The sequence below is a fragment of the Microvirga brassicacearum genome (genome assembly GCF_008757455.1).
In the GTDB taxonomy this organism is placed as follows: domain Bacteria; phylum Pseudomonadota; class Alphaproteobacteria; order Rhizobiales; family Beijerinckiaceae; genus Microvirga; species Microvirga brassicacearum.
Map to the genome: position 1 here is coordinate 562,711 of NZ_VCMV01000013.1, position 19,928 is coordinate 582,638.

Consider the following 19,928-nt stretch of genomic DNA (forward strand, 5'->3'; position numbering starts at 1 on the left):
CCCGAACGAGAAAAAGCGCCGGCGCCGGCGCTTTTTCTCGTTTACGGGCCACGGTGGCTTTGAATCAAAACGGCCACGGCGAAAAGATGCGCGTACATTCGGCGTCATCCCCTCGGCATCGTGACCGCGTCCAATGGAGCATTGCCCCATCGGCTAAACGGGAAATGGGGGCGACTGCGGGCCTTTTCAAGGGCTTCTCGCCAGAGAAGCTTCATTCCCCGTTTACCGTAATGGAGCAAATGCTTGACGTAGCGGTGCTTTCGGCGGAACGCGTGGCCTTGTCCTCACGTTCACCAAGTGTTCGCGCCAGTGTTGTTTTGTTCGGCAGGTGGCGCTGGCCGGGAGTAGTGCAGTGCGCGTACTTATTTTGGAAGACGACCCGTTCATCGCCATGGACCTCCAATACATCCTCGAAGGTGACGGTCACCAGGTGGTGGGAGCGGTCACGTCCGCGGGCGACGCCAGGGCCCATCTGTCGGAGGATCTGGATTATGCCCTGCTCGATGTGGACGTGGCAGACGGCAAGAGCTTTGCCATCGCGGAGGAGTTGCGGGACCGCCGCATCCCCTTTGCGTTCGTTTCGGCGTCGCCGCCCTCGGATATTCCCGAACCGCTAAGAGCGATGGACTTTATTCCAAAACCCTATGAGGAAGCGACGATCTTGCGGTCGGTAGACCGTTGTTGCGAACTCGTGGGAAAGCCAAACTGAGCCCAAAGCATCTAGGGGGCTCCCTGCGGAAATTTCCTCGCGGTCAGGGGGCGGTCTGCCGAATCGGAAACGATGCACAGGTTTTTTCTGACCCGATGGAACGATGTCAACGGGGCTTGCGTTCGAGAAGTCGTTGCCTAGCCGGTTACGGATTCAATGGCTGAAGACCAGTCCACAGTTCTTTTAGTCGAGGACGAGCCACTTATTCGTCTGTTTCTCTCCGAGCTTTTGGAGGAGTCGGGTTTCAAGGTCATCGAGGCCGCCAATGCCCTCGAGGCGCAGACGATCCTCGAGGCAGGACGTACCGTCAATGTGCTCCTGACCGATGTGGATATGCCCTGCGGCAACAGCGGATTTGAACTCGCCCAAACCGTCTGCAAGTGCTGGCCAGATATCGAAATTCTGGTTCTGTCGGGGCGCCAATGGCCGGCGCGGGGCGACCTTCCGCCCGGTGCGGCATTCCTTGCCAAACCCTGTCCCAACGAGGCGATCGTGTCCCACGTCCAATCGGCGGTTCTTCGGACCAAACGGGTCCCCCAGCACGAGACCGCGGCCACAAAGACGCCGTCGGCGGACATTCTCCACTTTCCCAAAACGGCTTGACTGCCTCAAATCGATCTTGCTGCCACCCGAGAGCAACCATAAGCTCGAAGGGTATCGAACTCCCGGCCGCAGAGGCGCAGGCTCTTTACGAGTCCCACATCCTCGGCCATAGGCAGACCAACTGACGGTTCAAAACCCACATCGGGTGACGAGACGTAATTCCATCACTTTCGGAGGACTCCATGGCGACCAAGACCACAGACGGAAAAGCAGCTGCGAAGAAGCCAGCCGCGGCCAAAGCGGCCGGGTCCAAGCCCAATGCTCTTCAGCAACCCCTTCAGCCGTCCAAGGAGTTGGCCGCTGTGGTGGGTTCCGCTTCGCTGTCGCGCGGCGAGGTGGTGAGCAAGATGTGGGAATACATCAAGAAGAACAACCTGCAGAACCCCGCCAACAAGCGTGAAATTTTGGCTGACGCGAAGCTGAAGCCGATCTTCGGCAAGGACAAGGTGACGATGTTCGAGATGAACAAGCACCTCGCCCAGCATCTCAAGAAGTAACCAGCCGATCTCAGGAATCCTGCCGCCATTGCGAGAGCGGCAGGATATCCGGCTTCTGCCCTGGAGCCTGCCGCCAGGGATCTACCGCCCACTCCAACCCGGATTTTGTTTCGGCGATCACCGCCGTCACGTGTGGATAGCGACCATCGAAGAACAGTCCGCGCGATTGTGGCCGCTCGACGCGATGGTGTGCGAGCAATCCCCGACTTTCCAACTCGACCAGCAGGCTTGTGGTGTTGGCGGTCTCGTCGACGCAGTCCATTTGCCCGTGTTGGCCCGACATCTGCGGCGGTGACCCTGGACTGTCCGGACGGCCGCCGAGTTCACGCGCCAATTGCGCGGTGTAAGCCCGTACGATTTCCCCCACTGCTTGCCGCTCTGCCGCGGCCGATTTGCTCGCCTTCAACAGCGCTGCCGCGCGCGGAATGATGCTGGTGTCGAGCATCACCGATAAACGCCGCGAGCACCCATATCCGTGGCAGGCCACCACACGGCCGGCGTTAGGGGGCGCATAACCTTGTTCGACGAACCAGCGTCGCGCGGCCTCGCCCGCAGCCATGCCGGGTGTCGCCGCGGCCCAACCGACAAGCGCAAACAAGACCGAGACCGGATATAACGGGAATCTCATCATGCGGCCAATTCCGTTCAGGCTTGCGGTGACGCAGATTTACACTCCGCGCGGCGAGGCTTAGAGGTGGAATGGTTTTGCAAGGTCCGAGGTTTCCATGGCGCGTGTTGTTTTTCTGAATGGTGCATTCTTGCCTGCCGACGAGGCGAAGGTTTCGGTCATGGACCGGGGCTTCCTGTTCTCCGATGGCGTCTATGAGGGAGTCGGGATCCTGGGTGGACATCTCGTCGATAACGAGCCGCACCTGGAGCGCTTCGAACGCTCGATGCGTGAGATCCAGATCACGAACCCGCATTCCCGCGCCGAGTGGACACGTCTCGAGGAAGAACTGGTGCGTCGGAACGGCGTCGCGGAAGGATTTCTCTATATCCAGATTACGCGCGGGGTGGCGGAACGAGATTTCATGTTCCCCAAGGCCGTCGATCCGACGGTGATGATGTTCACCCAGGCGAAGTCCATCGCCAATTCGCCGGCGGCCGAGACCGGCGTCGCGGTGATCACCGTGGAGGATCAGCGCTGGAGACGACGGGACATCAAATCGGTGTCGCTGCTCGCGCAGGTTCTCGCCAAGCAGGCTGCAGGCGATGCGGGCGCACAGGAGGCGTGGATGGTGGAAGATGGCTTTGTCACCGAGGGCGGCTCCTCGAGCGCCTTCATCGTGACCAAAGCGGGCAACATCGTCGTGCGTCCCCTGTCGAACGCAATCCTGCCTGGAATCACGCGAAAATCGCTCCTGAGGTTGTCGAAAGAGGCCGGGATCACCCTCGAGGAGCGCCTGTTCACTGTGCAGGAGGCCTACGATGCCGCGGAAGCCTTTCTGACCAGCGCGTCGAATTTCGTACTGCCTGTCGTGTCCATCGACGGGCGCCCCGTCGGTGATGGTAAGCCAGGTCCCCTGACGCAAAGATTGCGGCACCTCTATCTCGACATGGCCCGCGTGCCCGCCGAGGCTGCTCAATAGCCTATCGGAACCCAAGCCAAATGTGGTCCGTTCCTTTCTAAAGGAGCGGATCCATGAAGCGTTTCATTATTGCCGCGGGCGTCCTGGCTTTCGCCGGCGGCGGAGTTCTCGCCCAGACGCCGGTTTTGCCGCCGCAGGCGCCGAACATGCCCGCACCCAAGGACATGCCTGCGGAAAAAATCGAGCCGCAGGATCCGTCCGAGACAGGTTCGACGCTGAGCGACAAGCTGCGAAGGAGTGACGGCGTCATCCGGCCGCCTGTCGACGCGACGCCCGAGATGACGGTTCCGGCGCCTGTGCCTGATCCGGGCACCACACCCGTGATCCCGCCGCCTGGCAGTCCCGGCGCACGGGATCGGACACTGGATCCGAAATAAGTGCTCTTACGCCGGCCGCTTGCGTTTTCCCGAGTTTCTGCCGGCGCCTTTCGCCGATCGGTTGCTGGCTTTGCCGCCGTTCTTCACGCTTTTGCTCTCGCCTTGCGCGGCGGCTTTGCCGGCAGCGAGAATCTGATCGGCCAACTGCTTGATCCGCAGGCGCAATTCTTCGTTCTCGGCTGATGCAGTTTGCGCGGCTCGCGCGGCATGTTCTGCCGACTTCGAACGGGCGTTCTCGAGTTGCAGCGCAAGCGCCGAAAGTTCCATCGCCTTCCCGTCGCGCTCGGCTTCGACCTCGCGAATATGCTGTTCCAGGATCAGGCCTCGTTCCTGCTCGGCGGTCAGGCTCTTGGCCAGCACAGCCAGCCGCTTCCGCTCGTCCGACAATTCGCTGTGGCGTTCGCTCAAGGCCCGCTCGAAGTCGTCTCCGCGTGCGCTCTGGGTCATCAGGCGCGTTTCGAGGTCCGAGATCGTGATGCGTTTCGCATCGATTTCACTCAAGGCCGCGGTGAGCGCCGCGTCGATCCTGGCATAGGAGTCCTCGAGTTCGCCGAGGGTATGGGAGGTGCGGGTCAACTCCGAGGTCGTTACCGAAAGGGAGGCTCGCAACTGATCGCGATCCCGTCTCATGGTCGCGAGTTCGTCGACTGTCGCCCGGTGGGTAATCTCAAGTGCCGCCAGGATCTCGCGGCGGTCCGCGAGCGCGGCCGTGGTTTCGGCAAGCGATGTTTCGCACGCTGCGAGCGCGCCCTGCGCCTCAGCCAAATCGCTCCCGAGCCTCACTACCGTCTCGTTGCGTTCGGCAAGCGTGCTGTCGAGGGTCTCAAGGTGCATGGCGCGGCGGCCGAGTTCCGCCATGCTCTGATGTTTGACGGCCTGTGCCTCTTCGGCCCTTCGCTCGATCCGGCGCTGCAGGACCGCGAACTCCGCGCGCAGATGGTCCTTTTCGGCGGTCAGTTCGGCAATCGACATGGGAAACAGCGCTTCGGCGCGCCGCCGGGCCAAGCGCTCCGCCCGCTGATTGATGGCCGGAATCATGAGCAGGGCGATCAGGGTCGCGGCCAAAAACCCCAATACGAAAATCATGACGGTTTCGACCACGCGGACACACACTCCAAGGTGCTGCTTGACTCAGAAGCTCAAGCACCTTGCCTCGTGCCTGCGCGGCTTTCCAGAGCAGTGCTCAAGAAAGCTCGTTGTAGCGCATCCTCGACCGCTTTCCAGCCGGTTGTGATGTCCGGCTGGCCTGAAAATGCCCCGGATCAACACGTCAAGATTGCCGAACCTTGTCCTAGAAGGGATTCCAGGTCGGTTCCGGGGTGAATTTCAGGTAGCCGATATTGACGCCGAGCCGCGCTCCGACCCCGGTCCGGATGGGGACCACCACCATTTCATCCGCCGCCGCCGCGGTCATGCCGAAGCCGCCGATGAAATAGGCGGAGCCATCGATGCCGACGAACCTCTTATAAAGCGCGTTGGTGCTGGGCATGTTGTAGACCAGCATCATGGTGCGGGAGCCTTCGCCACCCACATCGAAGCCGAGAGAGGGCCCCTGCCAGAAAATCGGGCGTTCGCCGGCGTTGCGGGTGAATAATTTGCCTTCGCCATAGCGAAGGCCGCCGAAAAAGGCGCCGGCCGCCTCCTGACCGAGAATGTAGCCGTTCGGCTCGCCCCACCGACGGACCGCTTCCTGAACCGTCAGGGCGAGGCCGCGAGAGGCCGATCCGAAGAACTGGTGGCCGGATTGGACGAGATCCTCCGACCGGTAGGAGTTCGGATCGCCGGGGTTCGAATAGGCAGCCCTGGCCGGTTGAAGCGGCTGGGCCGACGCGCCTGACGGGAGAGCACCGAGAACCGCCACCGCAGTGGCCGCGGCAATGAGCGTGTATCGCGAGCGCATAGGCAATCTCCTCGCGGGAGACGCCGCTCGGGCGACTCCGCATGAAATTGAACGGATGCGGGCAATGTGGTCGAGATCCGTCCAGGGACTTCCGGCGGTTATGCCGCCGATGGTGCGATTTTAAGACCATCAACCCTAATAATCCGTCTACGCCGACGTGCCGCTAGGACATGGCCTTCGCCGGTGAGCAAGTGACCGGAAGGGACAGCCGCGGTGCGATTGTCGCGTCACCCAAAGCCGCAAAAGGGCCGTTCAAATAACCGCGATCCGCATGGCCGTAGGTGAGGGGAGGGCCCCCAGGCCCGATCACGACCCCGCCGGCCCGGCTCAGGATGTGATCGCCCGCCGCGGTGTCCCATTCCATCGTCGGCCCACAGCGCACATAGATATCGGCCTCCCCCGAGGCGATCAGGCAGAATTTCAGCGCCGAGGAGGTCATTCGGCGGGTGCCGATGGAGAGAGCGGACAGGCATGCTTCGGTCGCGTGGTCGCCATGCCGGCGACTGACAAGGGCGATCAGATCGGATTCCGGAGCCGTGCGGGCACTGACGGGCCGCCACTCCATGCCGTCATGGCCCTCCGGCGGGATCTCCGCCATCAGCGCCGTATCCCCGGCGATCCAGACGCGCGCCAACGCCGGGGCGGCAACCACGGCGGCGACAGGACGGGTGCCATGAATCAGCGCGATATTGACGCTGTATTCTCCGGTGCCGTGAATAAAATCGCCGGTGCCGTCGAGGGGGTCGACGAGAAAGAAAAATTGGTCCGGCTGCACGTCGCTCGCCGTTTCCTCGGCGACGACCGGCACTCCTGTCCATGCCTCGCCCAGCAGCCGAATGATCAACTGCTCGGCGGCGAGATCGGCCATTGTGGTGGGAGAGCCGTCTTCCTTGATGCGCTTTTCGATGAAGGCGCATTCCATGCGACGCAGCAGGCGCCCGGCCCCGATGGCGATCGGCGCCAGGCTCAAGGCGATCGAGTTGGCATCCTGATCATCAAGGCGCATGGTGACTTTGTGCCCGTTCGTGCGAGGCCTGTCGATTCTTTTGCCCGCTTTTCAAAGAACTCATTGCCGGTTATCCGGGTTCACGTCTTCTTCTCTTCTCGGCTACCTCAAGGCAGTTCGAATCCTCGAACGTCGGTGGATTTAGCCGAATCACGGTCTTTCTGGAGCCCTCATGGCAACGATCTCGCTCGAATCGCTCGACCTCGCCGCTCTTCTCTGCTCCCGCGTTTGCCACGACGTGATCTCGCCCGTCGGAGCGATCGTGAATGGGCTTGAGGTTCTCGAAGACGACAACGACCTCTCGATGCGGGAATTTGCCTTGGAATTGATCGGAAAGAGCGCCCGCCAGGCTTCTGCCCGCCTGCAATTCGCGCGGCTCGCTTTCGGCGCCGCAGGATCGGCCGGTGCCTCTATCGACCTGGGCGATGCCGAGCAGGTCGCGCGTGGCATGTTTCAGGACGACAAGGTTTCGTTCACATGGTCTGCCCCGCGTCTTCTGTTCCCGAAGAACCGGGTCAAGCTCCTGCTCAACCTGATCATGATCGCCACCACGGCGATCCCGCGCGGCGGCTCGATTTCCGTTCACGTTTCGGGCGATGCTGAAAAATGCGAGTTCCTGATCAACTCGAAAGGCATCAACGCCCGCATCCCCGCCCACGCCGAAGACCTTCTGGCGGGCCATTCTGAAAGCGGAACCGTCGATGCGCACGGGATCCAGGTCTATTACGCGGGCGAGGTGGCACGCGCCGCCGGCATGAACGTCGCCTTCAGCATCGAGGGTGACGAGGTCACCATTCGCTCGGCGACCGTCTGAAGGAAGCTTCACGTCTAACGAAAAAGCCCGGCATCGAGCCGGGCTTTTGTTCCGTATGAGGGCAAATTACACCGCGATGCGTTGCTCGGCCTCGGTCGGCTCCCGCAGCACGTAGCCGCGTCCCCATACCGTTTCGATGTAGTTCTTGCCTTGCGACGCATTGGCGAGCTTCTTGCGCAGCTTGCAGATGAACACGTCGATGATTTTCAGCTCCGGCTCATCCATTCCGCCATAGAGGTGGTTGAGGAACATCTCCTTCGTCAAGGTCGTGCCCTTGCGAAGCGAGAGCAGCTCCAGCATCTGGTATTCCTTGCCGGTCAGGTGAACGCGGGCGCTGCCGACTTCGACCGTCTTGGTGTCGAGATTGACCACCAGGTCGGCCGTGGTGATGACGGATTGCGCGTGGCCCTTGGAACGCCGCACGATGGCGTGGATGCGCGCGACCAGCTCGTCCTTGTGAAATGGCTTGGTGAGGTAGTCGTCGGCGCCGAAGCCGAGGCCCTTCACCTTGTCCTCGATGCCGGCCATGCCGGACAGGATGAGGATCGGCGTCTTCACCTTGGCGACCCGCAGGGTGCGGAGAACCTCATATCCCGACATGTCGGGGAGGTTCAGGTCGAGAAGGATGATATCGTAGTCGTAGAGCTTGCCGAGGTCGATGCCCTCTTCGCCGAGATCCGTCGCATAGACGTTAAAGTTCTCGGACTTCAGCATCAGCTCGATGCTTTGCGCAGTTGCGCTGTCGTCTTCGATAAGAAGTACGCGCATGTTAAATCCCCAGCCCTTGCCCATGGACCACCGAACAGCCTCTGGCTGCCCACCCGCGACAGGGCGTGTCGCGGATGTCCTCTGAACTGATTCGCAACGCTAATACGGAATGGTTAACAAACCCTGATTCGCACATGCAAGCGATTAACGACCTGATGCCAGACATCAGTTGTTCGTAGCGCCCGTTGCCGGACAGGTGGCTTGCCATCCGTAAACCCCATTGCCTTCCAAAAAGCTTCGCCGACGAGGCGGAAAAGCCTCGCGCAGGTCCGATTCCGAGGTCTCGGCCTGGCTCCCGCGCAGTCTTAACGAAAGGGGTAAATGAAAGGTTGATGCTTCCCGCCGGGAGCTCGCCGCGTCGGGCGCAAGGCTGCGGGCTAGTGTCTTTCGTCGGCTTCGGTAAGGAACGGTCAACCTCCATGCGAGATGGTAGCGCATGGCCGGCGGGTAACTGAGCGATCAGCCGGGCACATGAAACAGCGACGTGTGGAGTTCAATCAATATGAAGTCGCGGGACACGCTCATCCGCCTCAAGCGCTTTCAGGTCGACGAAAAACGTCGGCGGGTCGCACAGATCGACATGATGATCGCAGAGTTCGATCGCATGGCGGCTGATCTCGATCGGGAGATCGCCATGGAGGAGCAGAAGGCCGGAATCTCCGACCCGAACCACTTCGCTTACCCCACCTATGCGCGTGCCGCTGCGCAGCGCCGGGACAATCTGCGCCAGTCGGGCGCAAACCTGCACGCACAACTCGACGACGCCAAGGCCGAACTCGGCGAGGCGTTTGAGGAATTGAAGAAGGCCGAGAGCCTGGACGACCGCGAGCGCAGTCTTGATGCGGTTCGGGATCAGGCTGTTATCAGCCATCTGGCGCAGCGGCGCGTCATGCGCGCGTCCGCCTGACGGCATTCATTCTCGAGTCAGAGTCCAACAAGGAATGAGCGTGCGGTAGCGCGCCTATTTCTGTTGGGCGCCAGGGTCACGGGGATGGATGATCGGGACCTGAGGCGCGCAGGTCAGGGGCAAAAAACCTTCGAGGCGGGGATCATCGGCGATTTCGACCGCGCGTTTATATGGCCGGAAGCCCGATCTCACATAAAACGTGACCGCGCCGGGATGGTCGAGCGAACAGGTGTGGACAAAAAAGCGCTTCACGGGCCGCTCGAAGGCGCGTCGAATCGCTTCCTCCATGAGGGCCCGCCCAATCCCCTTGCCGGTCGTGCCCGGCACGAGCCCGAAATACGCCAGTTCCACCTCGTTCTCGGGCCGGAAATCGAGTTCCAGCAGCCCGATATCGACACCGTCCAGCACGAGCGCAAAGGCCTCGATATCGGGATGGCGGAGAATTTCGCTGACACTCGCATCGTCCATGACGGCGCGACCGAACCAGAGCCACGGCTCGCCGATTTGGGCGAAGAGTGCGCGGTAGCGGCCCAGATCGTGGGTCAGCCGCTCGAGCGCGTACCCACCCAGCGGCGTGGTTCTGGATGTGGCCGGCGGCTCGTGCATTTCCAAATATGTGACGATCGACGCGACCTTGCCGGGGGGAATGTCGGTATATCCCTCAAGACTGAGGAGGATCGAGTCCGGCGACGTCATGGATGGTCCTCCTGGCACTGAGAATGATGGATTTCTCACGAGCCAGCCCCAAGAGCAATCGGCAACACTCGAAAGGACTCGGGTCGATGCTGCTCGAGCCGAAGGCGTTCAGTGTGGCCATTGAGGCGGCCAATGCGCACACCAGGGCGGGTGGGCGCATCAGGCGTCAGCCTGCCGACGGCATTTTCGGCGTGATTTCAGCGACCCTGCTCCGGCGCGAACCGAGCCGCATTCTTGAAGCTTGGGCGGTCGGTAGGGACAAACCGGGGCCTATGCCCCTTGCAGAACAACGGGATTCTGGCACACAAGGATCGTCGCTGAAGGAGACTGACGACGTCGATGAAAAATGTGCGTGAGTTTATCTGGCCTCTGATCGGGCTTGTCGCAGTCGTCGTCTCTTGTTGGCTTCTGTATCGTGAGCTTCGCGGGCTCTCTCTCGACGATGTCTGGGACAGTCTGACGGCGATTCCGGGCCAGCGCTACGCGCTGGCGGGGGCCTCGACCATCGTGGCCTACCTGGCGCTCGCCTGGTATGACCGGATCGCGCTCCTCCATCTTGGCGTCCGCCACATCTCGTGGCTTTTCGTTTCGGTCACCTCGTTCACCACCTATGCGCTTTCCCACAATATCGGGGCTTCCGTATTCTCCGGTGCCGTGGTCCGCTATCGCGCCTACACGTCGAAGGGCCTCGGAGCGCCTCAGATCGCCGTGCTGGTCGCCCTGTGTTCGTTCACTTTCGGCCTCGGCACGATCCTGCTGGGCGGAGCGGTTCTGACACTCGATCCCACTCTTCTTCACCGCCTGGAGGACTTTCTCCCGGCTGCCTTGACCAACCCCGCCACCGCCCGAATTGTCGGGATGCTTCTTCTCGGTTTCGTCGTCTTGTATGTGGTGGGTTCGATCCTGCACCTGCCGCCGGTGGTCATCCGCAGGGCCAAGCTCGAATACCCGCGCCCGACCATCATGGTGCGCCAGCTTCTGGCTGCACCATTGGAATTGCTTGGCGCTGCCGGCATCATCTATTTCGCGCTGCCGGCCCATCTGGAGCCGAACTTCGTCGTGGTCCTCGCAGTCTTTCTAGCCTCGTTTTCGGCGGCGCTCGTCAGCCATGCGCCTGGCGGTCTCGGCGTCTTCGAGCTGGTTTTTCTCACTGCCATGCCGGACATTCCGAAGCCCGATGTCCTGGCGGCGCTGATCGTTTTTCGCCTGTTCTATCTGCTGATCCCCTTCGCCCTCTCGCTTGTCGTGGTCGTGCTCTTCGAGCGCGCCCGGTTGGCCCAGGCCTGGCGCGGACGGCTGGCGCCCGGAGATGGGCCGCTGCCGCCGTCCCCGCTGATCTGATCTGACCGTGAGGACCTTCTGGCGCCGATCGGGATTTGGTCTGTCGACGGTGCTCGGGCTCAGGCAGCGCGGGTTCTTTATCCCCTACCGTTACGCGGAGAGCGTCACAGCGCTCGATTATCCGGCCCTCCAGCCCCTGTTCGAGGCTGCATCGTCATCGTTCGCGGCGGTTCTGGCGCAGATCAACGCGCTCTCGGCCGACCTGCGGGCCATCGAGCAGGACGACGATCAAGCCCGCTTCGATCAGGACTGGTTCCCGCGCCTCGATGCCGCTGCCGCCTATGCGATCGTTCGAACGCACAAGCCACGGCGGATCGTCGAGATCGGCTCAGGTCATTCCACCCGCTTTCTTGCCCGGGCTGTGCGGGACGGGGCGCTCCCAACGGAAATCGTCTGTATCGATCCCGCGCCGCGGGCAGCGCTTGCTCGCCTCGCAGTGCGGCATCTCCCGGTGCTGCTGCACGAGGCTGATCCTGCGATTTTCGCCGCGATCGGGAGCGGCGATGTGCTGTTCGTCGATTCGAGCCACATCGCGATGCCCGGCACTGACGTGGATCGTCTCTTTCTCGACGTCCTGCCTCGCCTTGCGTCGGGCGCGCTTGTGCATATCCACGATATCACATTGCCATACGCCTACCCGGAGACTTGGAACTGGCGCGGCTATAACGAGCAGATGGTCGTGGGCGCGCTTCTGCAGGGAGGCGGCTACGAACTGGTTTTCGCCAGCCATTTTGTCGTCCGGCATCTGGTGGGACCGGCCGCGCCGGCCATTCTGGCCGAGATCCCGATCCGCCCTGACGCCCACGAGACCAGCGTCTGGCTGCGCAAGCGCTAAGCAAATTCAGACGCAAGGAAGCGGGCGAATCTGGCCCGGCTCCGGCACCCGGATTCCCGCCTCGTTGTACTCGTTGAGCTTGTTGCGAAGGGTGCGGATTGAAATTCCGAGAATCCTTGCCGCGTGCGTTCTGTTGCCTTTGCAGTAGTCAAGCGTGTCGAGGATCAGGTGACGTTCCACATCGGCGACGGTCTGCCCGACAAATCGCAGGTTGCCGGAAGAGGCGGGGGAGCTTGCTGTATCAAAGGCCAAAGGCAATGGGGTCCTGCTTTCACCGCAACTGTGCCGCCCGATTAGCACCGATCGTGGTTAGGAATAGCTTAACGGAAGTGAAAGCTTCCGCCCGTCTTACTCACCAAGCAAAAAAGGCACCGCTCAAGTCGAGCGATGCCTTTTTTGGAAGTAATGGCTCTTACTGCCTGTATTGCTGGATCCGCGTCGTGCGGAGTCCCGCAAGCCCATGCTGGTCGATGGAAAGTTGCCAGCTCAGGAATTCCTCGGTCGTCAGCGTGTAGCGCTGACAGGCCTCGTCGAGGCTGAGAAGACCGCCGCGCACAGCGGCCACGACCTCTGCTTTGCGACGGATGACCCAGCGTCGAGTACTGGAAGGCGGTAGGTCAGCAATCGTTAGCGGACTGCCGTCGGGCCCAATGACATACTTGACCCTCGGGCGGTGGGGTTCGGTCATGATACGCTCACACAAAAATTCAACGACCTCGTAGAACCTCAAATTACATGGCCGGACTTAATGTTTTCCTAAGCGCAGAACGCAACTTACCTGTCTGCCGCTATTTCGCCATAATGGTTAAGAGCTCGTTCTTTGATGTTGCTTGGCGCTCTGGAATTCCACGGCCGCAGCGCTTATAGAGATCTCTTTGCTGCTTCCCGTGCGCCGCCTTGAACGGCGCCTCTGGATGGTGTGATGCTCAATTCTCTCGGCCTTCCCCGCGACCCGTCGGAAACGCGGGTCGTCGTCGCCATGTCGGGTGGCGTTGATTCCTCCGTCGTTGCCGCTCTCCTGAAACGGGAGGGCTACGACGTGCTTGGAATTACCCTGCAGCTCTACGATCACGGTGCGGCGGCGCATCGAAAAGGCGCCTGTTGCGCAGGCCAGGATATTCACGATGCGCGCCGGGTCGCCGAAGCCATCGGGATTCCGCATTACGTGCTCGATTACGAGGCCCGCTTCCGCGCGGCCGTCATCGACCGTTTCACCCAGAGCTACCTTGATGGGGAGACGCCGATCCCCTGCGTCGAATGCAACCGCTCCATCAAGTTCCGAGACCTGCTCGAGACAGCGCGGGAGCTCGGCGCGGACGTTCTGGCGACCGGCCACTACGTCGCCAGCCGCGGGTTGCCCGATGGGCGGCGCACCCTGCACCGCGCCGCCGATCCGGGCCGCGATCAGAGCTACTTTCTCTATGCGACGACGCCGGAGCAGTTGAACCTGCTTCGATTTCCCTTGGGCGAGCTGCCGAAGGACGACACCCGGGCGCTTGCCCGCGAGTTCGGGCTGACCGTCGCCGAGAAGGCAGACAGCCAGGACATCTGCTTCGTCACGCAGGGGCGCTACAGCGACGTGATCGAGCGGCTGAAGCCGGGCGCGGTGCAAGGCGGCGACATCGTCCATCTCGACGGCCGGGTCCTCGGCCAGCACAACGGCATCATCCATTATACGGTGGGCCAGCGGAAAGGACTTGGCGTCTCCACCGGCGAGCCTCTCTACGTCATCCGGCTTGAGGCAAAGGCGGCGCGCGTCGTGGTCGGCCCCCGCGAGGCTTTGGCGACGAGGATGATCCGCATCACCGACGTCAATTGGCTGGGCGACGTACCCGTGGAGAGCCTCGGGAATGCCGGCCTTGAAGTGGCCGTCCGGGTCCGTTCCACCCGCGAACCGCGACCCGCAATCCTCCGACACGATGGGACCGCGGCAACGGTCGAGCTATTATCGGCGGAAGACGGGGTGTCTCCCGGTCAAGCTTGTGTCATCTATGAGAGTGATTTGCCTCGCGCCCGGGTTCTGGGAGGAGGGACGATCGCCCGCACCTCCGCCGAGGCAGCGCCCGCCGCCGCCTGACACTTCGACCAGGGATTCTACATGACGGACGGACCGACGACGGCCCCGATGCGCAAGGCTTACGCGCGCTGGGCCCCGATTTACGACGTCGTTTACGACAAGCTCACCGAACCTGCCGCCCGCGCCGCCGTCAATGCGGCTTTTGCCTGCGGCCCGCGGGTTCTGGAAGCCGGCGTCGGCACCGGGTTGGCGCTCGGTTATTACCCGCCGGAGGCTGAGGTCTATGGCGTGGACCTATCCGAGGACATGCTGCGCAGGGCGCAAGCGAAGGTCGACAAGCGCGGTCTTTCCCATGTGAAGAGCCTGCAGGTGATGGATGTGACCCATCTGTCCTTTCCCGACGGCATGTTCGACGCCGTCACCGCCCAGTTCATCATTACGCTCGTGCCGGAGCCGGAGGCGGCCCTCGACCAGTTCGCCCGTGTACTCCGACCGGGCGGTGAGATCATCCTGGCCAACCATTTCGGCCAGCCCGCCGGGGCGGTCGCCGCCTTGGAAGAGTTCGCCTCGCCGCTGATGAAGGCGATCGGCTGGAGCTCCGCCTTCAAAGCCTCCCGGGTGGAGGAGTGGGCACGCGGCACCGGCTTCATGGACGTGGTGGAACTGAAATCCCTTTTCCCGATGGGTTTCTTTAAATTGATGCGAATCCGGAAGAAAAACTGACCCGGAGAGGCCGAAAGCAAGGTCGAAACGGAGGAAATAAGACAACAAACTTGCAATTTCCATTGTCACTGGATATATAGAGTTCGTTGCAGCTAGAATGGATGTTCGAATCACGACCGTTTCGACCATGCGGTCTATGATTTCGACGTTTCTTCAAATCGAGAATAATCGCTGTGACTTTGCGGCTCGTGCCCAACGACGAGGTGATCGACGGACGTCGATAGCCCTCAGGTCCGAGTGCCGCAGCAAAGAATTTCCTGACATTCGACAGAGTCGGCGCATTCCGACCATCGGTTTTGGGACTCCCATTCCATTCGGCGGACGGCCTCAGGCCACGCCTGCAAAAAAAAGACTTCGACATGCAATTTCATTTTAGCCCAACGGCGGGAAGCAACGGCTGGACGACCGGTTTCACGCTCGCTGGTATCTGGACCCAGGATTTCGGCGCCAAACGCGATATCAGCCATCTTGTGGACTGCACCTACCTGTATCATTCGGCACGGGAGCTTCAGTGGCATCTGGCGGATCGGTTCGGGCTTCGCGCTGACGCCGTCAAGCTGACTTCTCTCTGCTGAGCGCTATCTTCACTCGGACAGGTTTTGCTGCTCTCACGAAGGAACGTTCCATGAGGATCTTCATGTTCATCTCCCAGGCGAGGGACGATCTTCACGCTTTCGCCGACGATGAGGCCGGCAGCAAGCTCCCGGCCAAATACGGGCCGTGGGGCCTTACCGGTACCCTGCAAGCGCGCGCGGCGCCGCCCCACCGGTTCTCGCGTCGTGCCATCGAGCAGGCGATCGCCAGTGAGGGGTTCCAGCTCTGGCGCGACAAGCCGAAGGGCTGACATAGGCGTCCGAGGCGTTGAGCGGTCGGGCGATGAGCCTCGCGCCGGTTGGGAGAAGTCGCGCCGCTTTTCTCGGGTGCCAAATCCCCCCGAAACCTCGCTGCTCATTCTTGACACGGCAACAAAATCTTCCCTATATCGCGGCCTCTGACGCGGGCTTGGCCCGTTCTGGGGCGGAGTAGCTCAGTTGGTCAGAGCAGAGGAATCATAATCCTTGTGTCGGGGGTTCAAATCCCTCCTCCGCTACCATTTTAAAAAGCCCGCTTGGTCAACGACTTGGCGGGATTTTTATTGCCCGAGAGTGTGTTGCACGCCGTTGGGGCCGATTTCCCTGCATTTCAACAGTTTTCACTAGGCCGCAAGGTTGCCCCGTCGGTTGAGCCCTTCACCTCGATACGCTGGCCTTGGTAATCGCCCACGGCTATCCAAACCGTCCTCGATTTCTGAGGGACCTGAACTTCGTTCGACCTCAGCGACGGCCGGATCGTGTATCGGTTCTACCATGCCGCGAAGAAGGATGCGCTGGCGCTGAAAGGCGCGGCCACAAAGTCGGCCACGCCAACCGCATCAGCTTTAGCGTGCCGATTAGGCTGCCTGATGGGGATAAAAACACCGCCAGGGCATTGCCCGCGCGACGGTCGGTAGCAAGGGAATAGGTTCCGGCCGTAGAACCGCCGCCCCGCAAGTATCACATGACGAAGAAGTCCTTGTTCGTCTATGCGACTTTTAGATAACGTGGCGATCTGGATTGCCGCACCGTCGCCACTGCCGTCAGCGTCATAATAGAGTTTGCCGTTCTTCTTGTTGTAGATCAGATAGTCATCGGCATCCTTGGCCTTGTCGCCGATCGTGAAATACGCGCCCTTGAGCTTGGCCGGACTCGCCTCGCTACCCTTCTTGCCCAGGCTTTTAAAAGAACCGATTGTCGAGCCAGAGCGAGTCGTCGCGCACCTTAACCCCCAACCCGACCTTCACGCGATGCATCCGAGAACTTGCACCGCGCGAATGCCGGGCCCTTGTTTCTGACTGGGCGACCTTTCCGGCATTGGACACTAACGGTCGCCAACGCTGATCCAAACAAATGAAGTTTTTGTAGGCCTTAAGTTGCGTGCATCCTCAGACTGCCGGCGGGTTCAATCGCGCGAAGCCTTCCTGACGGTGGTAAGGGAAGTACGGGTAGGGTGCCGTGACAGCGCTGGCCGCATCCAGCCGCGCCACTTGATCTGGGGTGAGCGTCCAGCCGACAGCACCCAGGTTCTGGCGCAACTGCTCCTCGTTGCGAGCACCGATGATGACCGACGACACCGTCGGGCGTCCCAGCAGCCAATTGATGGCGATCTGCGGTATGGTTTTGCCGGTTTCATTCGCGATCTCATCGAGCGCATCCACGACGCGGAACAGGTGCTCATCGTCGACGGGAGGGCCGAATTCGGCGGTCTCGTGTAGCCGGCTGCCCTGCGGCAACGGCCGGCCCCGCCGGATCTTCCCGGTCAGCCGTCCCCAGCCAAGCGGGCTCCACACCAAGGCGCCGACACCCTGATCCAATCCGAGCGGCATGAGCTCCCATTCGTAGTCGCGACTGATCAGCGAGTAGTAGACCTGATGGGCAACGTAGCGCGACCAACCATGCCTGTCGGAAACAGCCAGCGACTTCATCACCTGCCAGCCCGAGAAGTTGGAGACGCCGACATACCGGATCTTGCCAGCTCGCACGAGGTCATCGAGGGTCGCGAGCACCTCTTCGACAGGCGTGCCCGCATCGAAGGCATGCAGTTGCAGGAGGTCGATGTAGTCGGTGCCGAGCCGGCGCAGAGCCGCATCGCACGCCCTGATCAGACGGGAGCGGGAGGAGCCTGCATCATTTGGTCCATCCCCCATCGGAAGGCTGGTCTTCGTCGAGATAATAACCCAGTCGCGGCGCCCCTTGATGGCGGCGCCCAAGACCTCCTCGGACGCTCCATTGGAGTACACGTCGGCGGTGTCGAACAGCGTGGCACCGGCCTCCAGGCAGATGTCGATCAGCCGGCGTGCCTCCTGCGCGTCCGTTTGGCCCCAGGCGCCGAAGAGGGGTCCCTGACCGCCAAAGGTTCCGGCTCCAAAGCTCAGGGCTGGAACCTTCAAGCCTGAGGCTCCCAAACGTCTGTATTCCATGTCGAGTTCCTGTTCTGCGCTGCGTGAGCGTGTTGTCGGGAGAAGACATGAGCCATTCACCGTGGTTTGCGAAGGCGGGTGTTTCGACTATCGTCCATAAGCAGAACTTAGAGATAAACACCTATGGACCGCTTCGCGGCAATGGCCACCTTTGTGCGGGTGGCGGAACTGGGCAGCCTGTCGGCGGTTGCCCGTGAGCTCGGCCTCACCCAGCCGGCCGTGAGCCAGCAGATCGCAAGCCTCGAGCGCCATCTCCGCACTCGCCTGTTTCATCGCAGCACGCGAAAGCTGACGCTGACGGCGAGCGGGGAGACCTACCTCGCCCGGGCCCGGCAGATCTTGGACGAGGTGGCGGAGGTCGAGGAAGACCTCCTCTGTCTCTCAAGCGAACTCAAGGGCAGTCTGCGCGTGCAGGCGCCCAGCGGACTGGGCCAGAAATACCTTGCTCCGCTCATTGTGGAGTTCCACCGCGAACATCGGGGTCTCACGGTCGAGCTGATCCTCGGCGACCATGTCGCTGATCTGATTGGAGAAGGCGTGGACGTGGCGTTCCGTCTCGGAACACTCGCCTCCGCAAGTCTCGTTGCGCGGAAGCTCGGATCCGTATCGCGCATCCTCGTTGCTTCACCGGGCTATGTCGCGGCCCATGGGAATCCGGCAACTCCGGACGAGCTGACCCGGCACGACCATGTCCGCTTTAGCTGGACGTCTGCGGGCGAGCATCTGACCCTGATCGGTCCTCAGGGTCCGGTCACGGTTGCTGTCAGATCGAGCTTTCGGGCCAATAATTCGTTCGTTCTCGTGCAGGCGCTGCGATCAGGACTCGGCGTCGGCGGTGTGCAACTGCCACTAGTCCAAGACTTGCTCGAGAACGGCGAGCTGGTGCGGGTCCTGGAAGACTATGCCTATCCACCGATGGATCTGCATGCGGTGTATTCGTCAGGGCGGTTTGTCCCCCGTAAGGTCCGTGCTCTTGTAGAGCATCTCGTTACGGGTCTGGCGCAGGTTCCTGGACTGGAGCTGCCACCGCGTTCTACCGCATGGTGATCGTGAGGCGAGGACCCACTTCGTTGCCTCAGACAAGGCGCGGAGCGTTGGTTGTGTTTGACACCAGATGCTGCATCACCGCAGTCCTCAAGTGCATGAACTGCGCGCTCTCGCGTTCGACTGTTCGCCATTAGATCCAGCCGCGATTTTGGACCCCGACCCGCGAGGACTTCGCCCTTCTCGCTCTTCGGCACGTTTGGAGAAGTCGAACGTCCGTCCAAGTTCCGCCGCAACCTCATCGAAGAAGCGGCCAATAACACCCAGCCTCGTTTCATGGTATCGGCCCGAGAGGAATTCCGGCAGGTGATGTCATGATGATCTTTTTCGACGTTGATGGGGTGCTCATCGACGGCTGGCATGCAAACAACACGTTGCGCAAGCCATGGGACGCGATGATCGAGGCCGATCTCGGAATCGACCGCGAGGCCTTCCAGAAACTGTTTTTTGGCGCTCCCGGTAGCCGATCCGCGTCGCCGATGTTTGAGTGCGTCTCGGGTCGCCTCGATTTGAAAGACGCGTTGGCCGAAGCTCTTCCGCAGGTGGGCTACGACGGCAGCGTAGACGATTTCATGCGCTACTGGTTCGAGAAGGATTCGAACGTGAATGCGGATGTTATCAGCCTGGTCGAGGAGATCAGGGAACGCAGCGGAGCACCGATGTTCGTTGCGACCGGGCAGGAGCACAACCGCGCTCACTACCTCTGGAATGAGCTGGGTTTCTCAAGGCTCTTTGACGGAATTTTCTACAGCGCCAAAATCGGGTACGCAAAGAACGATGTACGGTTCTTCGAAGCAATCAATCGCTCGCTTGGGATCAGTGCGGGGGAGCGACCGTTGTTCTTCGACGATCAGCCTGAGATTGTTGACCTGGCGAGGAGCGTCGGTTGGGACGGGGCCGCCTTCACGTCGATAAAGGATATTCAGGAACATCCCCGGTTGCGGCACCTGTGGCCTTGAGTGGGGGCGTTCACGTCCGTGAATGTGCGCGAACACCTTCGACAGACGGATGCCGCGATTTTCCGTTCTCTTGCGAATTGATCTGCAACGCGGACCGGACCGTCCAGACGGCCTAGATCGCCAGAACTGCATAGGAACAACTTTGACG

The 19,928-nt window shown here is 61.4% G+C and carries 24 protein-coding genes, 1 tRNA gene and 1 pseudogene; 17 read left to right on the plus strand and 9 right to left on the minus strand.

What is annotated here, in order from left to right; all coding sequences use genetic code 11:
* The first annotated feature begins 352 nt into the window (after nucleotides 1-352).
* From FEZ63_RS10215 to FEZ63_RS10225, 3 genes are all read left to right on the plus strand, one after another.
* Nucleotides 353-709 carry a response regulator gene (locus tag FEZ63_RS10215; protein ID WP_150943913.1) on the plus strand — a complete coding sequence of 119 codons (357 nt, stop codon included), beginning with the start codon at nucleotides 353-355 and terminating at the stop codon, nucleotides 707-709.
* A 156-nt stretch (nucleotides 710-865) separates the two neighbouring features.
* Nucleotides 866-1,312: a response regulator gene (locus FEZ63_RS10220; protein WP_150943915.1), complete on the plus strand. Its 447-nt coding sequence runs from the start codon at nucleotides 866-868 to the stop codon at nucleotides 1,310-1,312.
* Nucleotides 1,313-1,494: 182 nt separating this feature from the next.
* Nucleotides 1,495-1,809 carry an SWIB/MDM2 domain-containing protein gene (locus tag FEZ63_RS10225; protein ID WP_150943918.1) on the plus strand — a complete coding sequence of 105 codons (315 nt, stop codon included), beginning with the start codon at nucleotides 1,495-1,497 and terminating at the stop codon, nucleotides 1,807-1,809.
* 10 nt (nucleotides 1,810-1,819) lie between these two features.
* Here the strand turns inward: FEZ63_RS10225 and FEZ63_RS10230 are convergent, their stop codons facing one another.
* A complete protein-coding gene (locus FEZ63_RS10230; RefSeq protein WP_150943920.1) occupies nucleotides 1,820-2,440 on the minus strand; it encodes a hypothetical protein in 621 nt (206 codons plus the stop codon).
* A 94-nt stretch (nucleotides 2,441-2,534) separates the two neighbouring features.
* Between FEZ63_RS10230 and FEZ63_RS10235 the strand changes: the two genes are divergently transcribed.
* Together FEZ63_RS10235 and FEZ63_RS10240 are read left to right on the plus strand one after the other, a co-directional pair.
* Nucleotides 2,535-3,398: a D-amino-acid transaminase gene (locus tag FEZ63_RS10235; protein WP_150943922.1), complete on the plus strand. Its 864-nt coding sequence runs from the start codon at nucleotides 2,535-2,537 to the stop codon at nucleotides 3,396-3,398.
* A gap of 53 nt (nucleotides 3,399-3,451) precedes the next feature.
* Nucleotides 3,452-3,775: a hypothetical protein gene (locus tag FEZ63_RS10240; protein WP_150943924.1), complete on the plus strand. Its 324-nt coding sequence runs from the start codon at nucleotides 3,452-3,454 to the stop codon at nucleotides 3,773-3,775.
* 6 nt (nucleotides 3,776-3,781) lie between these two features.
* Here FEZ63_RS10240 and FEZ63_RS10245 read toward each other — a convergent pair whose 3' ends face one another.
* From FEZ63_RS10245 to FEZ63_RS10255, 3 genes are all read right to left on the minus strand, one after another.
* A complete protein-coding gene (locus tag FEZ63_RS10245) occupies nucleotides 3,782-4,861 on the minus strand; it encodes a coiled-coil domain-containing protein (RefSeq protein WP_150943926.1) in 1,080 nt (359 codons plus the stop codon).
* A gap of 205 nt (nucleotides 4,862-5,066) precedes the next feature.
* Entirely contained in the window at nucleotides 5,067-5,675 is a 609-nt protein-coding gene (locus FEZ63_RS10250; protein WP_150943928.1) for a DUF1134 domain-containing protein, read from the minus strand.
* A 163-nt stretch (nucleotides 5,676-5,838) separates the two neighbouring features.
* On the minus strand, nucleotides 5,839-6,681 hold the full coding sequence (locus FEZ63_RS10255) for a 3'(2'),5'-bisphosphate nucleotidase CysQ family protein (protein WP_150943930.1): 843 nt from the start codon (nucleotides 6,679-6,681) through the stop codon (nucleotides 5,839-5,841).
* A 172-nt stretch (nucleotides 6,682-6,853) separates the two neighbouring features.
* Here FEZ63_RS10255 and chpT point away from each other — a divergent pair, with 172 nt between their 5' ends.
* A complete protein-coding gene (chpT, locus tag FEZ63_RS10260) occupies nucleotides 6,854-7,495 on the plus strand; it encodes a histidine phosphotransferase ChpT (protein ID WP_150943932.1) in 642 nt (213 codons plus the stop codon).
* A 66-nt stretch (nucleotides 7,496-7,561) separates the two neighbouring features.
* On the opposite strand, the gene ctrA is transcribed toward chpT, so the two are convergent.
* On the minus strand, nucleotides 7,562-8,263 hold the full coding sequence (gene ctrA, locus FEZ63_RS10265; RefSeq protein WP_150943934.1) for a response regulator transcription factor CtrA: 702 nt from the start codon (nucleotides 8,261-8,263) through the stop codon (nucleotides 7,562-7,564).
* A 502-nt stretch (nucleotides 8,264-8,765) separates the two neighbouring features.
* Between ctrA and fliJ the strand changes: the two genes are divergently transcribed.
* Nucleotides 8,766-9,170: a flagellar export protein FliJ gene (gene fliJ, locus FEZ63_RS10270; protein ID WP_150943936.1), complete on the plus strand. Its 405-nt coding sequence runs from the start codon at nucleotides 8,766-8,768 to the stop codon at nucleotides 9,168-9,170.
* A gap of 54 nt (nucleotides 9,171-9,224) precedes the next feature.
* Here the strand turns inward: fliJ and FEZ63_RS10275 are convergent, their stop codons facing one another.
* Nucleotides 9,225-9,866 (minus strand): GNAT family N-acetyltransferase, encoded by a 642-nt coding sequence (locus FEZ63_RS10275; protein ID WP_150943938.1) that lies wholly within the window; start codon nucleotides 9,864-9,866, stop codon nucleotides 9,225-9,227.
* 86 nt (nucleotides 9,867-9,952) lie between these two features.
* On the opposite strand from FEZ63_RS10275, the gene FEZ63_RS10280 reads away from it, so the two are divergent.
* Genes FEZ63_RS10280 through FEZ63_RS10290 form a run of 3 tightly spaced genes read left to right on the plus strand, consistent with a single transcriptional unit; the run spans nucleotide 9,953 to nucleotide 12,042 of the window.
* Nucleotides 9,953-10,222 carry a hypothetical protein gene (locus tag FEZ63_RS10280; protein WP_150943940.1) on the plus strand — a complete coding sequence of 90 codons (270 nt, stop codon included), beginning with the start codon at nucleotides 9,953-9,955 and terminating at the stop codon, nucleotides 10,220-10,222.
* Nucleotides 10,206-11,207, plus strand: coding sequence for a lysylphosphatidylglycerol synthase domain-containing protein (locus tag FEZ63_RS10285; RefSeq protein WP_150943942.1), 1,002 nt, complete (start codon nucleotides 10,206-10,208; stop codon nucleotides 11,205-11,207). The genes FEZ63_RS10280 and FEZ63_RS10285 overlap by 17 nt, the downstream gene beginning before the upstream one ends.
* 7 nt (nucleotides 11,208-11,214) lie before the next feature.
* Nucleotides 11,215-12,042 (plus strand): class I SAM-dependent methyltransferase, encoded by an 828-nt coding sequence (locus FEZ63_RS10290; RefSeq protein WP_150943944.1) that lies wholly within the window; start codon nucleotides 11,215-11,217, stop codon nucleotides 12,040-12,042.
* A gap of 6 nt (nucleotides 12,043-12,048) precedes the next feature.
* Here the strand turns inward: FEZ63_RS10290 and FEZ63_RS10295 are convergent.
* Nucleotides 12,049-12,243 (minus strand): annotated as a pseudogene (locus FEZ63_RS10295) (helix-turn-helix domain-containing protein); the annotation flags it as partial.
* A 211-nt stretch (nucleotides 12,244-12,454) separates the two neighbouring features.
* On the minus strand, nucleotides 12,455-12,730 hold the full coding sequence (gene sciP, locus FEZ63_RS10305; RefSeq protein WP_150943946.1) for a CtrA inhibitor SciP: 276 nt from the start codon (nucleotides 12,728-12,730) through the stop codon (nucleotides 12,455-12,457).
* Between the two features lie 234 nt (nucleotides 12,731-12,964).
* Between sciP and mnmA the strand changes: the two genes are divergently transcribed.
* The 5 genes from mnmA (at nucleotide 12,965) to FEZ63_RS10330 (ending at nucleotide 15,875) form a co-directional block, all read left to right on the plus strand.
* Nucleotides 12,965-14,119, plus strand: coding sequence for a tRNA 2-thiouridine(34) synthase MnmA (mnmA, locus tag FEZ63_RS10310; RefSeq protein WP_150943948.1), 1,155 nt, complete (start codon nucleotides 12,965-12,967; stop codon nucleotides 14,117-14,119).
* A 21-nt stretch (nucleotides 14,120-14,140) separates the two neighbouring features.
* Nucleotides 14,141-14,782 carry a class I SAM-dependent methyltransferase gene (locus tag FEZ63_RS10315; RefSeq protein WP_150943950.1) on the plus strand — a complete coding sequence of 214 codons (642 nt, stop codon included), beginning with the start codon at nucleotides 14,141-14,143 and terminating at the stop codon, nucleotides 14,780-14,782.
* Nucleotides 14,783-15,141: 359 nt separating this feature from the next.
* Entirely contained in the window at nucleotides 15,142-15,357 is a 216-nt protein-coding gene (locus FEZ63_RS10320) for a hypothetical protein (protein WP_150943952.1), read from the plus strand.
* A 50-nt stretch (nucleotides 15,358-15,407) separates the two neighbouring features.
* Nucleotides 15,408-15,626: a hypothetical protein gene (locus tag FEZ63_RS10325; protein WP_150943954.1), complete on the plus strand. Its 219-nt coding sequence runs from the start codon at nucleotides 15,408-15,410 to the stop codon at nucleotides 15,624-15,626.
* Nucleotides 15,627-15,798: 172 nt separating this feature from the next.
* A tRNA-Met gene (locus FEZ63_RS10330) sits at nucleotides 15,799-15,875 on the plus strand.
* A gap of 867 nt (nucleotides 15,876-16,742) precedes the next feature.
* On the opposite strand, the gene FEZ63_RS10335 is transcribed toward FEZ63_RS10330, so the two are convergent.
* On the minus strand, nucleotides 16,743-17,777 hold the full coding sequence (locus FEZ63_RS10335; protein ID WP_150943956.1) for an aldo/keto reductase: 1,035 nt from the start codon (nucleotides 17,775-17,777) through the stop codon (nucleotides 16,743-16,745).
* A gap of 123 nt (nucleotides 17,778-17,900) precedes the next feature.
* Between FEZ63_RS10335 and FEZ63_RS10340 the strand changes: the two genes are divergently transcribed.
* Together FEZ63_RS10340 and FEZ63_RS10345 are read left to right on the plus strand one after the other, a co-directional pair.
* Nucleotides 17,901-18,824, plus strand: coding sequence for a LysR family transcriptional regulator (locus FEZ63_RS10340; RefSeq protein ID WP_150943958.1), 924 nt, complete (start codon nucleotides 17,901-17,903; stop codon nucleotides 18,822-18,824).
* 311 nt (nucleotides 18,825-19,135) lie between these two features.
* Entirely contained in the window at nucleotides 19,136-19,780 is a 645-nt protein-coding gene (locus tag FEZ63_RS10345) for an HAD family hydrolase (RefSeq protein ID WP_150943960.1), read from the plus strand.
* The last annotated feature ends 148 nt before the right edge of the window (nucleotides 19,781-19,928 follow it).